The organism is Streptomyces capoamus, assembly GCF_014654935.1.
GTDB lineage: Bacteria > Actinomycetota > Actinomycetes > Streptomycetales > Streptomycetaceae > Streptomyces > Streptomyces capoamus.
The window spans coordinates 34,768-55,665 of the sequence record NZ_BNBF01000007.1; the positions used below are offsets into that span (position 1 = coordinate 34,768).

At 72.5% G+C, this 20,898-nt stretch carries 19 protein-coding genes and 1 pseudogene; 11 read left to right on the forward strand and 9 right to left on the reverse strand.

Annotation, left to right across the window (positions count from 1 at the left end; translation table 11 throughout):
* Positions 1 to 11: 11 nt before the first annotated feature.
* From IE312_RS13210 to IE312_RS13225, 4 genes are all read left to right on the forward strand, one after another.
* On the forward strand, positions 12 to 1,058 hold the full coding sequence (locus tag IE312_RS13210) for an anti-sigma factor family protein (RefSeq protein WP_189981375.1): 1,047 nt from the start codon (positions 12 to 14) through the stop codon (positions 1,056 to 1,058).
* Between the two features lie 132 nt (positions 1,059 to 1,190).
* The gene (locus IE312_RS13215) at positions 1,191 to 2,879 is read left to right on the forward strand and encodes a trypsin-like peptidase domain-containing protein (protein WP_229899654.1); all 1,689 of its coding nucleotides are present in this window, start codon (positions 1,191 to 1,193) and stop codon (positions 2,877 to 2,879) included.
* A gap of 84 nt (positions 2,880 to 2,963) precedes the next feature.
* Positions 2,964 to 3,395 (forward strand): sec-independent translocase, encoded by a 432-nt coding sequence (locus IE312_RS13220; RefSeq protein WP_189981376.1) that lies wholly within the window; start codon positions 2,964 to 2,966, stop codon positions 3,393 to 3,395.
* A 262-nt stretch (positions 3,396 to 3,657) separates the two neighbouring features.
* Positions 3,658 to 4,344, forward strand: coding sequence for a hypothetical protein (locus tag IE312_RS13225; protein WP_189981377.1), 687 nt, complete (start codon positions 3,658 to 3,660; stop codon positions 4,342 to 4,344).
* Positions 4,345 to 4,390: 46 nt separating this feature from the next.
* Here the strand turns inward: IE312_RS13225 and IE312_RS13230 are convergent, their stop codons facing one another.
* Positions 4,391 to 6,985, reverse strand: a complete 2,595-nt coding sequence (locus IE312_RS13230) for a DUF6185 family protein (protein WP_189981379.1) — start codon at positions 6,983 to 6,985, stop codon at positions 4,391 to 4,393.
* Between the two features lie 179 nt (positions 6,986 to 7,164).
* Here IE312_RS13230 and IE312_RS13235 point away from each other — a divergent pair, with 179 nt between their 5' ends.
* Positions 7,165 to 7,560, forward strand: coding sequence for a hypothetical protein (locus IE312_RS13235; RefSeq protein WP_189981381.1), 396 nt, complete (start codon positions 7,165 to 7,167; stop codon positions 7,558 to 7,560).
* A gap of 54 nt (positions 7,561 to 7,614) precedes the next feature.
* Here IE312_RS13235 and IE312_RS13240 read toward each other — a convergent pair whose 3' ends face one another.
* Genes IE312_RS13240 through IE312_RS13250 form a run of 3 tightly spaced genes read right to left on the reverse strand, consistent with a single transcriptional unit; the run spans position 7,615 to position 10,685 of the window.
* Positions 7,615 to 8,748 (reverse strand): Mrp/NBP35 family ATP-binding protein, encoded by a 1,134-nt coding sequence (locus IE312_RS13240; protein ID WP_189981383.1) that lies wholly within the window; start codon positions 8,746 to 8,748, stop codon positions 7,615 to 7,617.
* Positions 8,749 to 8,791: 43 nt separating this feature from the next.
* Complete coding sequence (locus IE312_RS13245) at positions 8,792 to 9,406, reverse strand: DUF1003 domain-containing protein (protein ID WP_189981385.1); 615 nt, start codon at positions 9,404 to 9,406, stop codon at positions 8,792 to 8,794.
* On the reverse strand, positions 9,396 to 10,685 hold the full coding sequence (locus tag IE312_RS13250; protein WP_189981386.1) for a magnesium transporter MgtE N-terminal domain-containing protein: 1,290 nt from the start codon (positions 10,683 to 10,685) through the stop codon (positions 9,396 to 9,398). The genes IE312_RS13245 and IE312_RS13250 overlap by 11 nt, the downstream gene beginning before the upstream one ends.
* A 207-nt stretch (positions 10,686 to 10,892) precedes the next feature.
* On the opposite strand from IE312_RS13250, the gene IE312_RS13255 reads away from it, so the two are divergent.
* On the forward strand, positions 10,893 to 11,654 hold the full coding sequence (locus tag IE312_RS13255; protein WP_229899656.1) for a hypothetical protein: 762 nt from the start codon (positions 10,893 to 10,895) through the stop codon (positions 11,652 to 11,654).
* A 31-nt stretch (positions 11,655 to 11,685) separates the two neighbouring features.
* On the opposite strand, the gene IE312_RS13260 is transcribed toward IE312_RS13255, so the two are convergent.
* Complete coding sequence (locus tag IE312_RS13260) at positions 11,686 to 12,201, reverse strand: hypothetical protein (RefSeq protein WP_189981388.1); 516 nt, start codon at positions 12,199 to 12,201, stop codon at positions 11,686 to 11,688.
* 33 nt (positions 12,202 to 12,234) lie between these two features.
* On the reverse strand, positions 12,235 to 13,359 hold the full coding sequence (locus tag IE312_RS13265; protein ID WP_189981390.1) for a magnesium and cobalt transport protein CorA: 1,125 nt from the start codon (positions 13,357 to 13,359) through the stop codon (positions 12,235 to 12,237).
* Between the two features lie 457 nt (positions 13,360 to 13,816).
* Between IE312_RS13265 and IE312_RS13270 the strand changes: the two genes are divergently transcribed.
* From IE312_RS13270 to IE312_RS13285, 4 genes are all read left to right on the forward strand, one after another.
* Complete coding sequence (locus IE312_RS13270; protein ID WP_189981392.1) at positions 13,817 to 14,401, forward strand: suppressor of fused domain protein; 585 nt, start codon at positions 13,817 to 13,819, stop codon at positions 14,399 to 14,401.
* A 220-nt stretch (positions 14,402 to 14,621) separates the two neighbouring features.
* Positions 14,622 to 15,263, forward strand: coding sequence for a DUF6758 family protein (locus tag IE312_RS13275; RefSeq protein ID WP_189981394.1), 642 nt, complete (start codon positions 14,622 to 14,624; stop codon positions 15,261 to 15,263).
* Positions 15,264 to 15,412: 149 nt separating this feature from the next.
* The gene (locus IE312_RS13280; RefSeq protein ID WP_189981396.1) at positions 15,413 to 16,270 is read left to right on the forward strand and encodes a PHP domain-containing protein; all 858 of its coding nucleotides are present in this window, start codon (positions 15,413 to 15,415) and stop codon (positions 16,268 to 16,270) included.
* Positions 16,271 to 16,497: 227 nt separating this feature from the next.
* Complete coding sequence (locus tag IE312_RS13285) at positions 16,498 to 17,103, forward strand: MarC family protein (RefSeq protein WP_189981398.1); 606 nt, start codon at positions 16,498 to 16,500, stop codon at positions 17,101 to 17,103.
* Between the two features lie 58 nt (positions 17,104 to 17,161).
* Here the strand turns inward: IE312_RS13285 and IE312_RS13290 are convergent, their stop codons facing one another.
* Positions 17,162 to 17,314, reverse strand: a complete 153-nt coding sequence (locus IE312_RS13290; RefSeq protein WP_018571269.1) for a DUF8834 family protein — start codon at positions 17,312 to 17,314, stop codon at positions 17,162 to 17,164.
* 208 nt (positions 17,315 to 17,522) lie between these two features.
* Between IE312_RS13290 and IE312_RS13295 the strand changes: the two genes are divergently transcribed.
* The gene (locus IE312_RS13295) at positions 17,523 to 18,428 is read left to right on the forward strand and encodes an NYN domain-containing protein (protein WP_189981400.1); all 906 of its coding nucleotides are present in this window, start codon (positions 17,523 to 17,525) and stop codon (positions 18,426 to 18,428) included.
* 97 nt (positions 18,429 to 18,525) lie between these two features.
* On the opposite strand, the gene IE312_RS13300 is transcribed toward IE312_RS13295, so the two are convergent.
* Positions 18,526 to 19,407 carry an alpha/beta fold hydrolase gene (locus tag IE312_RS13300; protein WP_189981402.1) on the reverse strand — a complete coding sequence of 294 codons (882 nt, stop codon included), beginning with the start codon at positions 19,405 to 19,407 and terminating at the stop codon, positions 18,526 to 18,528.
* A gap of 138 nt (positions 19,408 to 19,545) precedes the next feature.
* Positions 19,546 to 20,898 (reverse strand): annotated as a pseudogene (locus tag IE312_RS13305) (DEAD/DEAH box helicase); the annotation flags it as partial.

Below are 20,898 nucleotides of genomic sequence, written 5' to 3' on the forward strand. Positions count from 1 at the left end.
GGCGCGACCGCGTGAACGGATCACGGCCGAAACCTGTCGAGAAGGCACATCTCGCAGAGCAGCACCTGGGAGACCGGCTCTCCGCCCTGGTGGACGGGGAGCTCGGTCATGAGACGCGTGAGCGCGTCCTCGCCCACCTGGCCACCTGCGCCCGGTGCAAGGCGGAGGCCGACGCGCAGCGCGCGCTGAAGAACGTGTTCGCGGAGGCGGCCCCGCCCCCGCCCTCGGAGAGCTTCCTGGCCCGTCTCCAGGGCCTCCCGGGGGGCGGTGATCCCGACGGCGGCGGCACGCCGTCCGGCCGGGGCGGACTCCTCGGCGGCAGCACCGCGACGCCCGGGGCCGCCGGGACGTTCGGTGTGAGACGCGGCGAGCGCCTCCCGTTCGGGTACGTCCCCGCCCACGCGCCGGGGTACCTCCCGGACGGCGTCCCCGCCCCCGGGGACCGCGGCTTCCGCATCCACCCCGTCGGCCGCCCGGACGACGGCCGCCCCGCCTGGCGCGGGCTGCGGTTCGCGTTCGCCGCCGCCGGCGCTGTCTCGCTGGCCGCGATCGCCCTCGGCGGGGTGACCACCGCCGTGCCCGGCGACCCGACCGCGGACGCCCGGGGCGGCACCGGCACCGGCAGCAATGTCACCCCGGCCCGCTCCGCGGGCACCGGCTCGGTGGGCGGCGCGGTCACGCCGGACAGCCAGCGCCGCCGAACCGCCGGTCCGCTGCTCGCGCAGGGCGGCGGCTCGCTGACCGGCCCGGACCCGGTGGTGCCGACCACCCTGTCCGCGCCGCTGGTGCCCGGGGTGCCGGCCCCCGCCGCCGGGCGGACCCGCACCGACACGGTGCGCGGCCTGACCGCTCCGGTGCTGGCCGGTGCCGCCGCCGTCTCCCCGCTGATACGCCCGCTCGACGACACCGTGGCCCAGCCGCTCGCCGACTGGTCCACCACCGTCGGAGTCACCGGCTCCGGCCTGCTGTCCGCCCCCGTCCCCGACACCGCTTCCACTGCCGACCCCGCCCCGGCCTCCCCGTCGGCCTCCCCGGCCGTACCCCGACCGTCGCCCTGACCGGCCACTGCGCCACGGCCCGCGAACCTGGTTGAATCCGGATGAGGCCGTGCCCGCGGCGACGACCCGGGAGCGGCAGCCGATGATCCACGGCCGTGGCAGCACGCGGTCGTGGCCAGCCGTGGGGAGAGCATGAACGAGGGGAACCGTGTCCCGCCGGTGGACGGACCGGCGGGAGCGGCGGAAGCTCCGGCCGCCCGGACCGCGGACACCGAGCACGCGGAGAACACCGGATCCGGCGGCGACTTCGAGCTGGCCGAGCCGGCGCCGGTCCCGCCGTCCGGCGCCGGTGCGCCGGACACCGTGACCGAGGAGGGGGCCGTAGCCGCCGGGCACCCCCGGGCGGCTTCCGCCGAGCGGCCCAAGCCGCTGCACGACCCCGATCCGTACGGCACCCCGCCGTACGGCGAACCCGGCCCCTGGGCCCCGGCGCCGCCGGTGCAGCACCCGGCGGCGACCCCGGCCCACGGCACGGCCGTCCCCGCCCCCGCGGGCCCGCCGGCGCCCCCGCCCGGACCCGCCGCCCCCGCACTCGCACCGGCTTCCTCGCCCCTGGCACCGCCCGCGCCCGGAGTTCCGTCCGCGGACCGCGTGCCGCAGACCCCCGGCCCCTGGGGGCCTTACGACCCCTGGGCCGCCGGCTCCGCCCAGGAGCAGGCGCTCGCCCGGGGGCCGTTGCAGCAGACCGGTGCCGGGGTGCTCACGGAGCGCCGGCGCACGCGGCGGCTGCCGCTCGTGTGGACCGCGGTCGTCGCCCTGGTCGCCGCGGCTGTCGGCGGAGCGGTCGGCGCCTCCGTCGAGCGCGACGGTCTCGGCGGCGACGTACGGCTGCCGCAGGCCGGGGGCGTGCCGGCCGGCCGGGCGCCGGACAGCGTGGCCGGGATCGCCGCCCGGGCCCTGCCCAGCGTGGTGACCTTGCACGTCAAGGGGGCCGACCAAGCCGGCACCGGCACCGGTTTCGTGCTCGACACCTTGGGCCACGTCCTCACCAACAACCACGTGGTCGAGCCCGCCGGGGCGGGCGGCGAGATATCCGTGACGTTCGGCAGCGGCGACACCGTCAGGGCCGAGGTCGTCGGCCGGGACAGCGGCTACGACCTCGCCGTCGTCCAGGTGCACGGCGTCCGCGGTCTCACCCCGCTGCCCCTCGGCAACTCCGACGACGTCAGGGTCGGTGACCCGGTCGTCGCCATCGGCGCCCCCTTCGGCCTCAGCAACACGGTCACCTCCGGCATCATCAGCGCCAAGGAGCGGCCCATCACGGCCGGCGGGGAGAAGAGCGACGGCAGCGACGTGTCGTACGTCGACGCCCTGCAGACCGACGCCCCGATCAACCCGGGCAACTCCGGCGGCCCGCTGCTCGACTCCCGGGCCCGGGTCATCGGCATCAACTCCGCCATCCGCTCCGCGGGCGGCGGCACGGACTCCGACGGCGGCCAGGCCGGCTCCATCGGCCTCGGTTTCGCCATACCCGTCAACCAGGCCAGGCGCGTCGCCGAGGAACTGATCAACGACGGCCGGGCCACCCACCCGGTGATCGGCGTCACCCTGGACATGGGCTACACCGGCGACGGCGCCCGGATCGAGGACAGGAGCGCCGGCGGCGGCCCCGCCGTCCTGCGGGGCGGCCCCGGGGCGCGGGCGGGGCTGCGGGCGGGAGACGTCGTCACCGGGGTCGGCGGGGAGCGCGTGCACACCGGCGAGGAGCTGATCATCAAGATCCGCGCCCACCGGCCCGGCGACCGGCTGCGGCTCACGGTGGAACGCGGCGGCGCCGAGCGGCAGGTGTCACTGGTCCTGGGCGCGTCGGAACGTAACTGACACAAGTCTCACCTCGGGACGGTACCGGTCGGACAGGAAGGCCGGGTACCGTTGAGCGACCGAGGACATCGCAAGGAGCGTCAGGTGTTCAATGACATAGGACCACTGGAGCTGGTGACCATCATCGTGCTCGCCGTGCTCGTCTTCGGTCCGGACAAGCTCCCGAAGGTCATCCAGGACGTGATGCGCACGATCCGGAAGATCCGCGAGTTCTCGGAGAGTGCGAAGCAGGACATCCGCAGCGAACTGGGTCCCGAGTTCAAGGACTTCGAGTTCGAGGACCTCAACCCCAAGACGTTCCTCCGCAAGCAGCTGGACAACGACGACCTGGGGCTGAAGGAGATCCGCAACGGCTTCGACCTGAAGAAGGAGATGGCCGAGGTCACGGACGCCGTCCACAGCCGGGACGGCCAGGCCTCCGCCCCGGGTCCCTCCGGCGGCCGCGTGGACATGACCAAGAAGCCCGAGACCCCGGGGGACGACGACCGCCCGCCCTTCGACGCGGACGCCACGTAGGTCCCTCCGGGGGCGAGGCGCTCCTCCTCGCAGGCCGGCGACACGCGCACGCGGCACTACGCCGCACACGTGACGCGTTTCATAGCCGGTACCCCCCGCACAGGGCCTGAACAGGCCCTGCGCGCGACCCACGCATCCGGCGCCTGCCCGGCCGCTCCCAGCGGTGTGGATATGCTGCCGAGTTGTTGTGCGGACCGGACACGTACGCCCGAAGGGGGGCGGGCCACGTCGGTCCGACGAGAGCGAGGAGGCGTCCGGGCAGATGGAGACGACGAGTCGGGTGGGCGCGCAGGCGCCGGCCGCGGAGGGCGGACAGCAACTCCCCTCCGCCCGGCGTACGGTCGACGGTTACCTGCGGGCGACCTTCCCGTGGTACGGCCTGGACGAGGCGTTCACGGGGCCCCGCTGGCTGATGCAGGTCGGCACCGCCGCCGACGGCGCCGTCGAGCACGGTTCGATCGGCCACGGTGACGAGCCCTCGGTCCGCGGCGAGACCGGCGCGGTGGGCGAGCCGCGGGAGAAGTTCGCGGTCGTGGTGACCGTCGCCGCGCAGCCGTCCCGGCGCAGCGCCGACGGCACGGGACTGCTGGAGGCCACCTCGGTGTCCTCGGCGGCGTGGCTGGCCGGCGTCGGGCTGCTCTCGTTCACCTGGCCGGGCCAGATGGACCACAGCCTGCGCGACGACTGGCTGGACCAGCAGACCGAGACGGCCTGGGCACTGGCCGACGACCTCGACGGCCCCGAGTGGTCCAGACTCTCCCTCCCGGTGGACGGCGTCGCCGCCTCGTTCCACTACCGGGAGTCCGAGTACGGCTGGGTCCTGGCCGGCACCACGGAGGCGGGGGTCCACCTGGGCGCGTACGGCCGGGGAATGAGCGCGTACGGCCGGGGAATGAGCGCGTACGGCCTCGGCTTCGCCGCGATCAAGGACATCGCGGCGTACGCCTGACGTACCGGGCCCGGGTGTCACCGCTTCCCGGGTCCGGCCGGCCCGCTCAGGGCTTCAGCTTCTGATACAACGCCACGACCGCCGTGAGCTGTGTCAGGAGCCAGGCGATCCGGACCGACAGGCCCCGCAGCTGGTAGATCGAGACCAGCAGTGCGAAGGGGCTGGGCGTGTACTGCCGCTCCTCCCGGAAGGTCGCCATGTCCATCCAGATGCTGGTGAGGGTCAGGACGCCGAGCAGGAGAAGGGTGTACAGAGTCATCTGGCCGGTGTCCGTGTCGGTGAGCCGGACCAGCCCGGCGGCCGCCAGCACGGGGATGCCGTAGGCGGCCGCGAGCATCCACGCCCGGGCCTGGCTCCGGCGCCCGGGCAGCAGACGCCACAGTGCCCCGAGCGTGAAGCCGGCGGCCGTCCACGCCATCTGATAGAGGGCCAGGCTGGCGAGGAAGTCCGGGATTCCGGTGGGGTCCGCTTTGATGTGGCCCCGGAAGTAGGGCTCCTGCATCTGGAAGTAGACGAGGAGCGCGGTGGCCGGCGTGCCGAACCAGAAGGCCAGCCGTGCTGCGCGTGTCGCGTTGTACCACCAGTGCCCGTCGGGTCCCCACGCCAGGGCGACGTCCAGCACCGAGATCTGGTCCGGCGGATTTCCCCTGTCGCAGGCAGTGGTCAGCCACTGGCGGAGCTGCCGCAGCTGTTCCTGCAGTTGTTCCCGGGTGGTCGCACCGGCGCGCCCTTGGTCCAGCAGGTACATCTGGTGGTTGACGTTGCTGTATTGGTGGGCCCTGCTCATCATCTCGCGCCGGTGCTTCTCGGTGCCCAGCCGTTGTACGCAGAAGCGGTCCCCCAGCTCGCTCAGCACGGACGATCGGTGTCCCAGGGCCAGGACGGCGTACACGGACAGAATGTTCAGCGGCAGCCAGACGCCGTACACCGCGCTGGCCCCCGCGAAGGCCGCGGCACGGAGCCCGACGAAGAGGGCGAACATCGCGACGATCAGCAGGAGATCCGGCTTGTCAGGACCCAGGGAGTGGCGCTCGGGCCTGCGGCGGCCACGTGCTCGGCGTGGTCGGTTGCGAGAGGTCAGCAGCGCCAGCAGCGCGATCCCCGTCAAGACCCAGCTGTAGGCGAAAAGCCAGTTCAGGTCGGTGAAGAACAACCTCGTCAGCACAGTGTTCAGGTCTTTGTCGTACGCGGCCGAGTCGGGCCGCGCGACCAGCCAGTTGACGCGCATCCAGCGCTGTCTGTTCCCCCACCAGGCACACACGAGAAGTGCGCCGGCGACGGTCACGAGCAGGCCTCCTGCGACGGCCACGCAATGGGCCGGAGTCCTGTCCCAGCGGGCGGCCCAGCGCTTGCTCAGCAAGTTCCCCTCGCTCGCGAAACGCCATGCCCAGGCGGCCATGGCGGCCAGCCACAGCCATGTGATGGACAGGCCCAGCAGGACCAGCCCGGCGCGGCCGACGACGGTTGCCGTGGTCGGCTGCAGGTTTTCCGGCAGTCCGAAGAGCTCATGGGCCACGATCACCAGCAAGCCGACACCCGCGACCGCACACCCGGTCGAGACGACGGTGCGCGCCTTGCGCGGCTGGACGTCCTCTGGGCGGGCGGGCTCCTGGGGTGCGGCGCCGGGCGCCGTCGGCGTCCCGCCGTGATTCCAGGGGCGGGCGACGAGGAGCAGGGCCAGCCCTGCGGGGATGCACAGAAGGGCTTGCGACCGGGGTGAGAATCGCTTGACGAGCAGGAGCAGCGTCAGGGCGACCGCCCCGCTCAGCAGGGCCCACTGCAGGAGTGTCCGAGGGAGGCTCCCCTCGGCCCCTTCGGCGTTCGAGGGCTGCCCTCCCGGTGGGGAATGCCCGGCCGTCCCGTCGGCGGGGGCTGTCCGGGGGCGCCTGACGCGGAGCGCGGCGAGGGCGAGCAGGACGGAGGCGGACACCCACCACGCGGCAACGCCCACCGTGGCCAGGGACGGCTGGTTGAGGAAGACCGCCAAGGAACGCTGCCAGGACAGATCGACTTGGACCTGGATGCGATCGGGAGGCTGGTTCCTCCAGGTCACGCTTTTCTCGGTCGAGGACCACGCGTGTCCCGAGAAGTCGTTGAAATTGAGGCCGCCCAGATCAGCTGTGATTTCGCTCCACCGGCTCCCCTGAAGCGCCGGCGGCCGCAGGGTGATGTTCCATTTATTGCCGGCAGGAGCGATCTCCCAAGGGCCTACCTTGCGCGGTTTCTCCGAGGTGATCCAGTCATAGGCGACGTAGTGCACCTTGACCTGAGTGGTGGTGGCCATCACGTCCGGGTCGGCGTGCCATTCGGTGCGTGCTGCAGGAGCCTCGTTCCCGCGGAGCAGGCATCGCATCGCCGTGCGGTACTTCTCAGAATCCTCGGAGAACGTCAGGAACTCGGCCAGCTGCCAATGCCGCGGCACCCACACCGTCATGTCCGAAGTGACCAGCGGATGGGCGCGCTTGTGCTGCAGCAAGCGCAACGCGGCCTTCACCGTGCTGCCTTCGAGGCCCTGTACGTGGCAGTCGGGACCGGCATTCCGATGCTGCGCCTGCGCCTGCGCCTGAGCTGTGCCGCACCCCCACCCGCACGTCATCAGCACGACGAGCGACAACAGCCGCCACCACCGAGTCATCACCATCGGGCAGACACCTCTCCCTGTCCCTGGTGAATCTAGGCAGGGCGTCGTTTATGTCATGCACAGACACACGGCGAAGTCACTGACGCACACCCTGTTGGGCGTGCCAATGGCATTTGCGGGGACGGGAGCGGCGGCTGACAATGGAACTAGCTGACCGTCAGCTGATTGACGGAGGAACCATGACCGATATCAAGGTGGGCACCTCCCTGCGCAATCCGCTTCCCCGTTTCGAGGAGGCCGAAGGACTGGGGCCCCAGGACGCCGAGTTCGTCGCGGACCTGGTGGCGGTACTGGCCAAGCACGGCAATCTGAACCGTTTCGGCCTGTGCCTGCTGCACGACCACTTCCCGCTGGGCGCCGACGAGGTGCTGGTGGAGACGAACGACCCGCAGGCCCGCACGCTGCACGCGCAGGTGGAGAAGGCGGACCGGACGCGGCACGCCAAGGCCTCGCAGTGGCGGTTCGTGCCGCACGCCGAGCGGAAGCCGGGTGCCGGGCCGGCGGGCTCCTGCGAGGAGATCATGCTGTGCACCACGCTCGACCTGTGCCCGGGGCGCGGGACCGAGGACGACTGACGAAGGGGCGCCGTCCGCGCAGGACGGCGCCCCTTCGTCGTACCGGAGTCAGCCCTAGAACTTGTTCTTCGGTGTGATCCCCAGCGACAGTCCCGAAAGGCCCCGCTGGCGGCCGCCCAGCTTGCCCGCGATCGCGCGCAGGGCCGAGCCTGCCGGGGAGCCGGGGTCGGTCAGGACCACCGGCTTGCCCTCGTCGCCGCCCTCGCGGAGGCGGACGTCGATCGGGATGCTGCCGAGCACCGGGACCGTCGCGCCCGTGGTGCGGGTGAGGCCGTCGGCGACCATCTGGCCGCCGCCCGTGCCGAAGACGTCGACCATCTCGCCGCAGTGCGGGCAGGGCAGGCCGGACATGTTCTCGACCACGCCGACGATCTTCTGGTGGGTCTGCACCGCGATGGAGCCGGCCCGCTCGGCCACCTCGGCCGCCGCCTGCTGCGGGGTCGTGACGACCAGGATCTCGGCGTTCGGGACGAGCTGGGCGACGGAGATCGCGATGTCACCCGTGCCGGGCGGGAGGTCCAGCAGCAGCACGTCGAGGTCGCCCCAGTAGACGTCCGCGAGGAACTGCTGCAGGGCGCGGTGGAGCATCGGACCGCGCCAGACGACAGGGGCGTTGCCCGGCGTGAACATGCCGATGGAGATGACCTTCACACCGTTCGCGGACGGCGGCATGATCATGTTCTCGACCTGGGTGGGCCGGCCGTCGGCGCCCAGCATGCGAGGCACGCTGTGGCCGTAGATGTCGGCGTCCACGACACCGACCTTCAGGCCGTCGGCGGCCATGGCCGCGGCCAGGTTCACCGTCACCGAGGACTTGCCGACGCCGCCCTTGCCGGACGCGACCGCGTAGACCCGGGTGAGGCTGCCGGGCTTGGCGAAGGGGACCTCGCGCTCGGCCTGCCCGCCGCGCAGGGCCGCCGCCAGCTCCTTGCGCTGCTCGTCGCTCATCACGTCCAGCGTGACGTCGACGCGGGTGACGCCCTCCACCCGGGCGACCGCCTCGGTGACGCGCTGCGTGATGGTGTCGCGCATCGGGCAGCCGGACACCGTCAGGTACACGGTGACCGCGACCGCTCCGTCCGCGCCGATCTCCACCGATTTGACCATCCCGAGTTCGGTGATCGGGCGGTTGATCTCGGGGTCGTTCACCGTCGCCAGTGCCTCGCGCACCGCGTCTTCCGTAGCCATAAGGACGATGGTACGGCGCACCGAGGGGCCTGAGGGATGCCCCTCAGCGGTCGTCTGTGTCACGTCCGGGCGGGCGTTCCGTCCGTTCCGCCGGGAATACGACCTGGCCCGGGTGCCCGTCGTGCCGTCGGCGCTCCTCCAGCTCCTTGACCAGGTCCTGGAGCTCCGAGCGGATCCAGTCCCGGGTGGCGACCTCGCCCAGACCGGTGCGCAGCGCGGCCACCTCCCGGGTCAGGTACTCGGTGTCGGCGATGGACCGCTCGTTCTGCTTGCGGTCCTGCTCCAGGTTGACCCGGTCCCGGTCGTCCTGCCGGTTCTGCGCGAGCAGGATCAGCGGGGCCGCGTAGGACGCCTGCAGGGACAGCATCAGGGTGAGGAAGATGAACGGGTACTGGTCGAAGCGCAGGTGACGGGGCGCGGCGACGTTCCACACCACCCACAGGATGATGACGACCGTCATCCACACGATGAAGCGTCCGGTCCCCAGGAACCGGGCGATCTTCTCCGACAGCCGGCCGAAGGCCTCGGGGTCCCACTCGGGCAGGAACCGGCGGCGCGGCGGCCGCGGCTGGTCCAGCCGGGCCGCCCGGGGCCGTCCGGCGGCCGTGGCGCCCGCCGGGTTGCGTTCGCGGGTCGCGGTCTCGCGCTCAGGAGCCATGGGCGGGCGCCTCCTCTCCCTCGTCCAGGTGGAACTCGGTCTCCCGCCAGTCCTCGGGCAGCATGTGGTCCAGGACGTCGTCCACGGTCACCGCGCCGAGCAGGGAGCCGGACTCGTCCACGACGGGTGCCGCCACCATGTCGTACGTGGCGAAGAACCCGGCGACGACCGGCAGCGCGGCGTCCGGGTCCAGGGCTTGCAGGTCGTCGTCCACGAGCGAGCTGACCAGGGTGTACGGCGGGTCCCGCAGCAGCCGCTGGAAGTGCACGGTGCCCAGGTACTTGCCGGTCGGCGTCTCGTCGGGCGGCCGGCAGACGTAGACCTGGGCGGCGAGGGCGGGGGACAGGTCCGGGTTGCGGACCCGGGCGAGCGCGTCGGCGACGGTGGCGTCCGGCCGCAGCACGATCGGCTCCGTCGTCATCAGACCGCCGGCCGTGTGCTCCTCGTACGACATCAGACGGCGCATGTCGGCCGCGTCGGCGGGCTGCATCAGGCTCAGCAGCCGCTCCTTGTCCTCCTCGGGGAGTTCGGAGAGCAGGTCGGCCGCGTCGTCGGGGTCCATCGCCTCCAGCACGTCCGCCGCGCGCTCCTCCTTCAGCTTGCCGAGGATCTCGATCTGGTCGTCCTCGGGGAGCTCCTCCAGGACGTCGGCGAGCCGGTCGTCGTCCAGGGCCGCGGCGACCTCGGCCCGCCGCTTCGCGGACAGGTGGTGCAGCACATTGGCGAGGTCGGCGGGGCGCAGCTGCTCAAAGGTGGCGAGCAGGCTCTCCGCGCCCTGTCCGTGCTCCTCCAGGGAGAACCCGGTGACGGCCGACCACTCGGCGGTCAGTGTCTCGCCCTTCGCCCGCCGGAAGGCGCCGCCCTTGCGGCCCTTGCGCAGGAAGACGCGGTCGACCTCCCAGTCGCGGCGGGCGGGCAGCTGCTGCACGGACATGTCGAGGACGGTGACCTCCTCGCCGGTCTCCACCAGGGTCACCCGCCGGTCCAGCAGCTCGCCGAAGACCAGCCGCTCGGTGGGACGCTGCTCGAAGCGGCGGACGTTGACCACGCCGGTGGTGATGACCTGGCCCGATTCGATGCCCGTGACCCGGGTCATAGGCAGGAAGATACGGCGCCTGGTGGACAGTTCGACCACCAGCCCGAGAACGCGCGGGGGCCGTCTCCCGACGCGCAGCATGACGACCATGTCGCGTACGCGGCCCACCTGGTCGCCGGTCGGATCGAAGACGGGGACCCCGGCGAGGTGCGAGACGAAGATCCGGGGGGCGCCGGCTGCCATGGCTCTGCTTCCTTTGCCTGGGAGACGCTGGGAACTGCGGTGTGGGGAATCTGCTCGGATTTGCCCGCTCGGGTGCGCTTCAGGCTAGCCCGTACCGGTCGGATACGCCCTGGTGGGGGGTCCGGACGGACTGGCTCCGCCGGGTGGGCGGGACACCGGTACGCTGCGGTACGCCGCTCAGGAACCGTCAGAAAGGCGACCCCACCTGTGACTGCGATGCCCCAGGGCCGTACCCGCCGGTCCCTGCTGGTGACCGCGAGCTGCGCACTGGCCGTGACCGGAGCGATGGTGCTGTCGGGGTGCGGCGGCGACGATCCGGACGCGGGCACCAACGGGGTGGGCAAGCTGCCCGCGGCGAAGATCCAGGCGAGGACGCGGGCCGCGGCGGACGCGGCCCCCGCCGTGCGGCTGTCGGGGACGGTGGTCACCAGCGGCCGTACGTACCGCCTGGACATGCGGCTCAAGGCCGACGGCGGCACTGGCTCGGTGACCTCCGAGGGGGCGACCTTCAAGCTGCTGCGGATCGGGCGGGAGCTGTACCTCAAGGCGGACGCGGGCTTCTGGAGCCACGCCGACGGCGGCGACGGCGGCACGGGCAAGCCGGACGGCACGGGCAAGCTGGACGGCAAGTACGTGAAGGTCCCCCGGCGCGACCCCGCGTACAAGAAGTTCAGCGGCTTCACGGACAAGGACGTCCTCCTCGACGGTCTGCTGACACTGCACGGCGCGCTGGCGACCGAGGGCCACCACGCCGACCAGTCGGGTACCCGCACGATCCGCATCACCGGCGACGGCGGCGCCGGCGGCACGCTGGACGTGTCCCTCCAGGGCACGCCCTACCCCCTGCGCCTGGTCCGGGCCGGCGACGCCGGGACGCTCCGCTTCTCCGACTGGGGCAGGAACTTCACCGTCGAGAAACCGGCCGGGTCGGAGACGGTGGACTACGGCAGACAGCTGCCCACGTCGTAGGAGGGCCGCCGGGTCACCCGCCCGGTGCCGCTCATTTCCTCCTGCGGCGCTTGAGCAGCAGCTTCGGCAGGTGCGCCGGGACCGGGCCGCGCGTGGTGGCCGGGGTCGGGACCGGGCGTTCGGCCAGGTCACCGGAGGGCAGCGGGGCCACGGATCCCGTCGGCACCAGGCGCAGCACCCGGCACTCGCGGGCCCAGCGGGCCGGCATCTCCTCGCCGTCGGGGGCATTGAGCCGCTTGCCCTTCAGCTCGGCGACGGCCGCCTCCCACTCCGGCGAGCCCGACGGCAGCCGGGACACGGTCACCGCGAACGTCACCAGCCGGCCGCCCTTGTCCTTGCTGCGCACGCTGACCTCGGCGGAACCGCCGTCGGCGAGCCCCTCCAGCGGCTGCTCACCGGGACCGTCCCCGACCACGCACACCGCGCCCTCGTGCCACACGTGCCACAGCGCACGCGCGGCCGGGGCCCCGGCGCCCCTGACCCAGATCAGGCCGGACTTCTTCGCGGCCTCCTCGATGAGGGCCCGGTCGAGCAGCTCGCTTGTCATGCGCCCCAGCCTAACCAGGCCGGACCGGCCCGCTCACAGCCAGCCGTTGCGCTTGAGCGTGCGGTGGATGCCCAGGCACAGCGCGACGGTGACGCCCATGATGGCCGGGTAGCCGTACTTCCAGTGCAGCTCGGGCATGTACTGGAAGTTCATCCCGTACACCCCGCACACCATCGTCGGTACGGCGATGATCGCGGCCCAGGCGGTGATCTTGCGCATGTCCTCGTTCTGCGCGACGGACGCCTGCGCCAGGTTGGCCTGGAGGATGGAGTTGAGCAGTTCGTCGAAGCCCAGCACCTGCTCCTGGACCCGGGCGAGGTGGTCGGCGACATCGCGGAAGTACTTCTGGATGTCGGGGTCGATCAGCCGCATCGGCCGCTCGCTCAGCAGCTGCATGGGCCGCAGCAGCGGTGCCACCGCCCGCTTGAACTCCAGTACCTCACGCTTGAGTTGGTAGATCCGGGCCGAGTCGACACCGCGCGAGACCCCGCCCTTGCGGCCGGGCGAGAAGACCTCCGTCTCCACCTCGTCGATGTCGTCCTGCACCGCGTCGGCGACCGCGATGTATCCGTCCACGACGTGGTCGGCGATGGCGTGCAGCACGGCCGAGGGGCCCTTGGCGAGCAGCTCCGGGTCGTCCTGGAGGCGGTGGCGCAGGGCGCGCAGCGAGCCCTGGCCGCCGTGCCGGACGGTGATGAAGAAGTCCCGGCCGGTGAAGCACATGACCTCGCCGGTCTCCACGACCTCGCTGTTGGCGGTGAGCCGGTCGTGCTCGACGTAGTGGATGGTCTTGAAGACGGTGAACAGCGAGTCGTCGTACCGCTCCAGCTTGGGCCGCTGGTGGGCCTGCACCGCGTCCTCGACGGCCAGCGGGTGCAGTCCGAACTCCCCGGCGATACCGGCGAATTCGGCCTCGGTGGGCTCGTGCAGCCCGATCCAGACGAAGCCGCCGTCGCGGCGCACCAGCCGCATCGCCTCCTGCGGGGTGAGCGGGCCCGTGCTGTGCACGCGGGCGCCGTCGCGGTAGACGGCGCAGTCGACGACGGCCGAGGAGGTGCCGGGGGCGCGCGTGGTGTCGTACGAGGGGCCGGTGTCCTTGCGCAGCGAGACACGGGAGGACGGGCGGACCACGGCGCGCAGGTCGCGGATCATCGACATGGGCAGGCTCCTTCGCGGGCGGGCAGCGAGAGCGCGCGGCAACGGGTGGAACTACCCGGAATGGGGACGTCCTGGCTGTGTGTGTTTGGCACGTCCACAAAGCGGGGAGCACCGCACCGTCGCGGTGGCGACTTCACTGCTGATGCAGAACTGATTCAGATCAGACAGATCAGGCAAAGCGAGACGAAGTGCTCTTCCGAACGACGAAGCGCAAGGGAAGGCGGCGGCCAGCCGGGAACTGCATCAGCAGCCGGAAGAGCGAGTGGTACTGCACGGTCGACTTCGATCCATGACAGCCCCACCTCCTCCGGCCGGTCCCTCGTAAGGGAGTCTCGTCGGCGTCGGGACCCGATAGCCACGCTTGGCGTGCTGCCCCGAACCACCGGCTCAGACTACCAGCCGCCCGTACTGTCAAGGCGCCGCTTTGCCCGCCACTGACGAGTTCTATGCTCGGCGCATGGCTGATGTTCTTCCTCTGGTCGAAGCCCGGTTGACCACCGCGCTGGGCGACCCCGACGCCCGGGCCGCGGTCACCTTCCTCGGCACGGACCGCATCGAGGTGCTCCGCTTCCAGGAGGGGGACGTCGTCCGCTACGCCACCCTCGGCATGTCCCGGCACCCCATGACGGATCCCGCCGCGATGCTCGCCGACCCGGTCGAGGGCCCCCGCGCCGAACTGGTCCTGTCGGTCCGCGCGAACCTCGCCGACACCGACAAGGTGCTCCGCCCGCTCGCCGTGCTGGCCGCGACACCGCAGGTGGAGGGGCTGGTGGTGACGCCGGGCGCTTCGCTCGACGTGGGCGATCCGCTGTGGCCCGGAGCGCCTTTCACCTCCGTCCTGGTGGGCGAGCCCGGCGGGCTGGTGGAGGACCTGGAGCTGGACGCCCCGATGGACCCCGTACGGTTCCTGCCGCTGCTGCCGATGACCCCGAACGAGGCCGCCTGGAAGCGCGTGCACGGCGCCCAGGCCCTCCAGGAGCGCTGGCTCGGGCACGGGACGGACCTGCGGGACCCCGCCCGGGCGTCCGTCGCGCTGGACTGACACGCACCCGGCACGGGGTGACCGAACTCACCAACACAAGGCCGGTTCCGGTCAGTTGACGCCGGCTCCTCGGCCTCCTGGGTGGCGCCGGTCAGGCCCGCGAAGACGACCACGGAGGCGGGGCCGAGCAGCAGGGTCCAATCAATGCGCATTACATCGAAACTGCCGGACGGGTGATCGTCCTTGACGCGGGCGGGCCGGGGTAGGACCGTGGGGCCCTATGAGGGGCGAACCCAGTTGCCCGAGGTGCGGCGGCCGCGTCAGGGCTCCCGGACTCTTCGCCGACGCCTGGCAGTGCGACGCGCACGGCCCGGTGTATCCGCTGCAGCCCGTGATCCCGCCCAGCGTCGAGGCGCTCAATGTCGTGGTGCACCGCACCCAGGTGCCGGTGTGGATGCCCTGGCCGCTGCCGGTCGGCTGGCTGTTCACCGGGGTGGCCTACGCCGGGGACGACCGCAGCGGCGGCCGGGCGACCGCGGTCGCCTGCTCGGGCCCCGGCCCGCTCGGCGGCCCGGGCGAGATGATCCTGATCGCCGAGGAACTGGGCGTCGGCCTCGGCGCGCACTACGCCGGCATCGACGGCCCCGATCCCGGGTCGTACATGAACGTCGAGAAGCCGCCGCAGGCCAAGGTGCTGGCAGCGGGCCGCCCGACTCCGCTCTGGCACGTCTACCGCACCCCCGACGACCGCGCCGTCTTCGCCGGGGAGGCGCTGGGGATGTGGCTGTGGGCGGTGATGTGGCCGGAGCAGGCCGGACTGCTGATGTACGACGAGCTGGTGCTGACCGATCTGCGGGACGCGGGGGCGGAGATAGACCTGGTGCCGTGCGGGGCGTTGTCGCCGCGCCTGCTCCAGCCGTAGCGCCCACCGGGGTGCCGGGTCCCGTTTCGTGGGCGGCCCGCATCCCTCCACGGTAGGGGGTGCTCGGCGGGTGCGGGTGTGACAGGCGGCGCGGAAAACACCGCTATCCTTAGGTGTCCCCTTCTTCCGCCGTCCCGCCTGGAGCTCGCGTGCGTATCGATCTGCACTGTCACTCCACGGCGTCCGACGGTACGGACACCCCTGCCGAGCTGGTACGCAAGGCCGCTGCCGCGGCGCTCGACGTCGTCGCGCTGACCGACCACGACACCACCCGGGGCTACGGCGAAGCGGTCGCCGCGCTGCCCGAGGGGCTGACGCTGGTCACCGGAGCCGAGCTGTCCTGCCGGATCGACGGCGTCTCGATGCACCTGCTGGCCTACCTCTTCGACCCCGAGGAGCCGGCCCTGCTCGCCGAACGCGAGCTGGTCCGCGACGACCGGGTGCCCCGGGCCAGAGGCATGGTCGCCAAGCTGAACGCGCTGGGCGTGCCGGTCACCTGGGAGCAGGTCGAGCGGATCGCCGCCGGCGGCTCGGTGGGGCGCCCGCACGTGGCCTCGGCCCTGGTCGAACTGGGTGTCGTACCGACGGTGAGCGACGCGTTCACCGAGGAGTGGCTGGCCGACGGCGGACGGGCCTTCGTGGCGAAGCACGAGACCGACCCCTTCGAGGCGATCCGGCTGGTCAAGGGCGCGGGCGGGGTCTGCGTGTTCGCGCACCCGGCCGCCGCCAAGCGGGGCCGTACCGTTCCGCCGTCCCGGATCGCGGAGCTGGCCGAGGCCGGTCTGGACGGCATCGAGGTCGACCACATGGACCACGACGCCGACGCCCGGGACCGGCTGCGGGGCCTCGCGAAGGAGCTGGGACTGCTGGTCACCGGCTCGTCCGACTACCACGGCAGCCGCAAGCCCGTGACGCTGGGCGCGTACACGACCGACCCCGAGGTGTACGGGGAGATCACCCGGCGGGCGACGGGCGCGTTCCCGGTGCCGGGGACCGGCGGAGCCTGACGGTTCCGAGGAGACCGGCGGAGCCGACGGCCCGAGGGCCGGTCCGCCGTGACGCTTCACCCTGCTGTGGCCCGCACCCGTCATATCCGCGGTGCGCACCGCCTCACTCCCGCGGTCCGCGCCGCCTCATGTCCGCGGTCCGTGCCGCTTCATGTCCATGGTCCGTACCGCTTCACGCCCGTAGTTCCCGCCCGTAGTCCCTCTTCCCGCAAGGCCTGTACTTCCTCATGTTCGACATCGCCGTCTTCGGCTCCCTGTTCCTGACCCTCTTCGTCATCATGGATCCCCCGGGGATCACCCCGATCTTCCTCGCCCTGACCGCCGGACGGCCGGCCAAGGTGCAGCGGCGGATGGCCTTCCAGGCGGTCTGCGTGGCGGGCGGGGTGATCGCCGTCTTCGGCGTCCTGGGCCATCAGATCCTCGACTACCTGCACGTCTCCGTCCCCGCGCTCATGATCGCGGGCGGACTGCTGCTCCTGCTGATCGCGCTGGACCTGCTCACCGGCAAGACGGACGAGCCGAAGCAGACCAAGGACGTCAACGTGGCGCTCGTACCGCTGGGCATGCCGCTGCTCGCGGGGCCCGGCGCGATCGTGTCCGTGATCCTGGCCGTGCAGAAGGCCGACAGCGTGTCCCTGCAGATCTCGGTGTGGTCCGCGATCCTCGCGATCCACGTCGTGCTGTGGCTGGTGATGCGTTACTCGCTGCTGATCATCCGGGTCATCAAGGACGGCGGTGTCGTCCTGGTGACGCGCCTCGCGGGCATGATGCTCTCCGCGATCGCCGTGCAGCAGATCATCAACGGGGTCACTCAGGTGATCCGGGGGAGCTGAGCCGTCGTCGGCTCGGCTCCCCCGGAAAGCTCGAGTGGCGGGAAAGCCCGTGTGCGGGTTACGAGGCCGGGGTGTCGGCCGGGCGGATCCACAGGCGCTGTCCGATGGCGGCGGCCTGCTGAACGATCCGGTTGACGGAGGCGGCGTCCACGACGGTGCTGTCCACGGTGGTGCCGTCGACCTCGTCGAGTCGCATGATTTCGAAGCGCATGGGCTTCTCCCTTCGTCTGGTCATCCTCCTGCGGAGAACTACTTGATGTGACCTCTGGTGTATCCAGCGTCGTAAGGAGTCAACGCGATGTTTGTTACAAACATTCCCTACGCTAAAGAAATTTTTCGAACGACTAATTACTGACCGGTAAGTCGCCTCCGAGGAACCGACCGGGACCGGTTGTGTTCGTACGGTGACCGCCGGGACAATGAGGGTGATGAACGACGACCTGGCCGCCCTGGGCGCCCGTATCGAGCGCACGAACGAGCTGCTGGAACGCATGCTCGCCGAGGTGGCGAAGACACCCTCGACCCACGCGATCTTCGTCGACGCGGGCTACCTGTACGCGGCCGCCGGCCGGCTCGTCGCCGGAACCGAGGACCGGCGCGCCTTCGACCTGGACGGCGAGGGCCTGATCGACGCGCTGATCGACAAGGCCCGCCAGATCTTCGCGGACAGCCGCCTGCTGCGCGTGTACTGGTACGACGGCGCCCGCCGCCGCATCCACACCGCCGAGCAGCAGTCCATCGCCGAACTGCCCGACGTCAAGGTCCGCCTCGGCAACCTCAACGCCAACAACCAGCAGAAGGGCGTCGACTCGCTGATCCGGACGGATCTGGAGTCACTGGCCCGGCACCGCGCGATCAGTGACGCGGCGCTGCTCGGCGGCGACGAGGACCTGGTCTCAGCGGTCGAGGCGGCCCAGGGCTACGGCGCCCGCGTCCACCTCTGGGGCATCGAGGCGTCCGAGGGCCGCAACCAGGCCGAGCCGCTGCTCTGGGAGGTCGACAGCCAGCGCACCTTCGACCTGGAGTTCTTCAAGCCGTACGTCTCCCGGCGCACCGCCACCGCGTACGAGGCCGCCGAGGGCGCCCGCCCCACCCGCGAGGACGTCCGTTTCGTCGGCGCCCAGATCGCGGCCCGGTGGCTGGCCGCCCGGGGCCGCGAAGCGCTGGTCGAGCTGTTCCCGGGCCACCCCTACCTGCCCGGCTCCGTCGACCAGGACCTGCTCGTCGAGGCCGAGGCGCTGCTCCAGTACTCCCTGCGCGGCCAGGCGGACCTGCGGCGGGTGCTGCGGGACGGCTTCTGGGAGCACCTGCAGTCGCAGTACTGAGGGCTTCGTCCCGGACCGGGCGCCCGACCGGACAGCGGTGCCGGTGCCCGCGACCCGGGCGTGCCCCACAGGACGGACCTCGGGTCCGGCGCGGCCGCTACGCCCCGGCCGGCACGCCGTCCCAGAAGTCGGCGAGCGCGCGGGCCGTCTCCAGGGGGCGGTCGGTGTTCGGGGAGTGCTCGGCGCCCTCGACGACCGTCCGGCGCGCCGCCAGTCGTACCGCCATGTCGTCGAGCAACGGCAGCGGCCAGGTGTCGTCCCGCTCGCCCGACAGCACGTGGAACGGCAGCGGTACGGCGGCCAGTTCCGCGACCCGGTCCGGTTCAGTGCACAACTGGCGCCCGGTGGCCAGCAGTTGGGCGCGCTTGGTGCCCAGCCAGCGGCGCCGCAGGTCGTCCCGGTCGTCCAGACCCGCGTCGAGCGCCGGCGTCTGCGTCTCCTCCGGTGGCTCCATCGCCTGGATCGCCTCCCACACCTCCGCCATGCCCAGCACCGCGAGCGCGTCCCTGAGGAGCTTCACGCGCTCCTGCTGGGGCGGCGAGATCTGCGCCGGGCCGGAGGCCATCAGGGTGAACGACAGGAACGGCGTGTGGTCCAGCAGGACGGCCGCGCGCGCGATCTGGCCGCCGAGGGAGTGCCCCAGCAGATGCACCGGTCCGCCGACCGCCGCCGCCTGCGCCAGTACGTCCCGCGCCAACTCCTCCTGCGCGTAGGCCGACTCGTCCGTCGCGGGCCCGTCCGACTCGAACTGGCCCCGCCCGTCCACGGCGACGGTCCGGTACCCGCGCCGGGCCAGCGGCACGTGCAACGGGTTGAAGTCCTCCTTGCTCCCGGTGAATCCCGGCAGTAGCAGCACGACGCCCCTCGGCTCCACCCCGGCGGCCACGGGGGCGTCGACCACGGCGAACTCCCCACGCGCCGTGCGCAGCGCGTACGCACGGGCGCCGGGAGGCGGGACGAAGGTGGCGGGCCTGCTCATGGGGAGAGGCTATCGGGCGGGCCTGAGCTGCGCTTTCGAGGGTGCGGCGGAGGGGCGGTGAAACACCGATGGCCGGGCCCACTCGTGTGGACCCGGCCATCGGACCGGTCGTCGTCACCGCCGTGCGGCGAAGCCCGGTCAGGCCTCGGGGGCCTCCGCGGCCACGGCCGTCTTGCGCGAACGGCGCGGCTTGGGCGTCGCCTCGGCGTCGGCGGTCGCCGGTGCCGTCGCGGCGGTCTTGCGCGTGCGGCGCGGCTTGGCCGCCGGCTCCTCGGTGGCCTGCGCCGGAATCTCCGCAGCGGGCGCCTCGGCAACGGCCTTGCGGGTCCGTCGCACCTTCGGAGCGGCGACCGCTTCCCCGTCGACCGCGGCCTCGGCGGTGGCCGCGGTCTTGCGGGTGCGGCGGGGCTTGGCGTCGGCTTCGGCCTCGGTCGCCTCGGGGGCGGCGGTCGCCGTCTTGCGGGTGCGGCGGGGCTTGGCCTCGGCTTCCGGTTCGGTCGCCTCCGGCGCGGTGGCCGCGGTCTTGCGGGTGCGGCGGGGCTTGGCCTCGGCTTCCGGTTCGGTCGCCTCGGGGGCGGTCGCCGCGGTCTTGCGGGTGCGGCGGGGCTTGGCCTCGGCTTCCGGTTCGGTCGCCTCGGGGGCGGTCGCCGCGGTCTTGCGCGTCCGGCGCGGCTTGGCCTCCGTGCCTTCGGCGGTGTCCACGGCGGCCTCGGCGGTGGCCGCGGTCTTGCGGGTGCGGCGGGGCTTGGCGTCGGCTTCGGCCTCGGTCGCCTCGGGGGCGGTGGCCGCGGTCTTGCGGGTGCGGCGGGGCTTGGCGTCGGCTTCGGCCTCGGTCGCCTCGGGGGCGGTGGCCGCGGTCTTGCGGGTGCGGCGGGGCTTTGCCTCGGCTTCGGCCTCGGTCGCCTCGGGGGCGGCGGTCGCCGTCTTGCGGGTGCGGCGGGGCTTTGCCTCGGCTTCGGCCTCGGTCGCCTCCGGCGCGGTCGCCGCGGTCTTGCGCGTCCGGCGCGGCTTGGCCTCGGCCTCGGGGGCGTCGGGCGCGGCCGGCTCCGCTGCCTTGCGGGTGCGGCGGCGCGGCTTGGCCTCGGCGGCCTCGGCCGTGTCGGCGGCCGGCTCGGCGGTGGCCGCGGCCTTGCGGGTACGGCGCGGCTTGGTCTCCGCGGCCGGGGCCGCGGCGGCCTCGGGCGCCGCGACGGCGCTGTCCGCGCTCACCGGCTCGCTCACGGCCTCGGCCACCGGGGCCGTGTCCGTGGCCGGCTCGGCCGGCTGCCCGGTCGCCGGCGTCTGCGCCGCAGTCCTACGGGTGCGGCGACGGCGCGGCTGCTCCGGCGTCTCGGCGGCGCCCTCCGCCGTGACCACCGTCTCGGCGGTGTCCACAGCGGTCACCGTCGGCGCCGCGGCGGCCGCCACCTGCTCCGCCGGTGTTCCGCCGCGGGTGCGGCGACGGCGGCGCGGCGTACGGGTCGCGGCCGGGACCTCCTCCGTGCCGGCGGC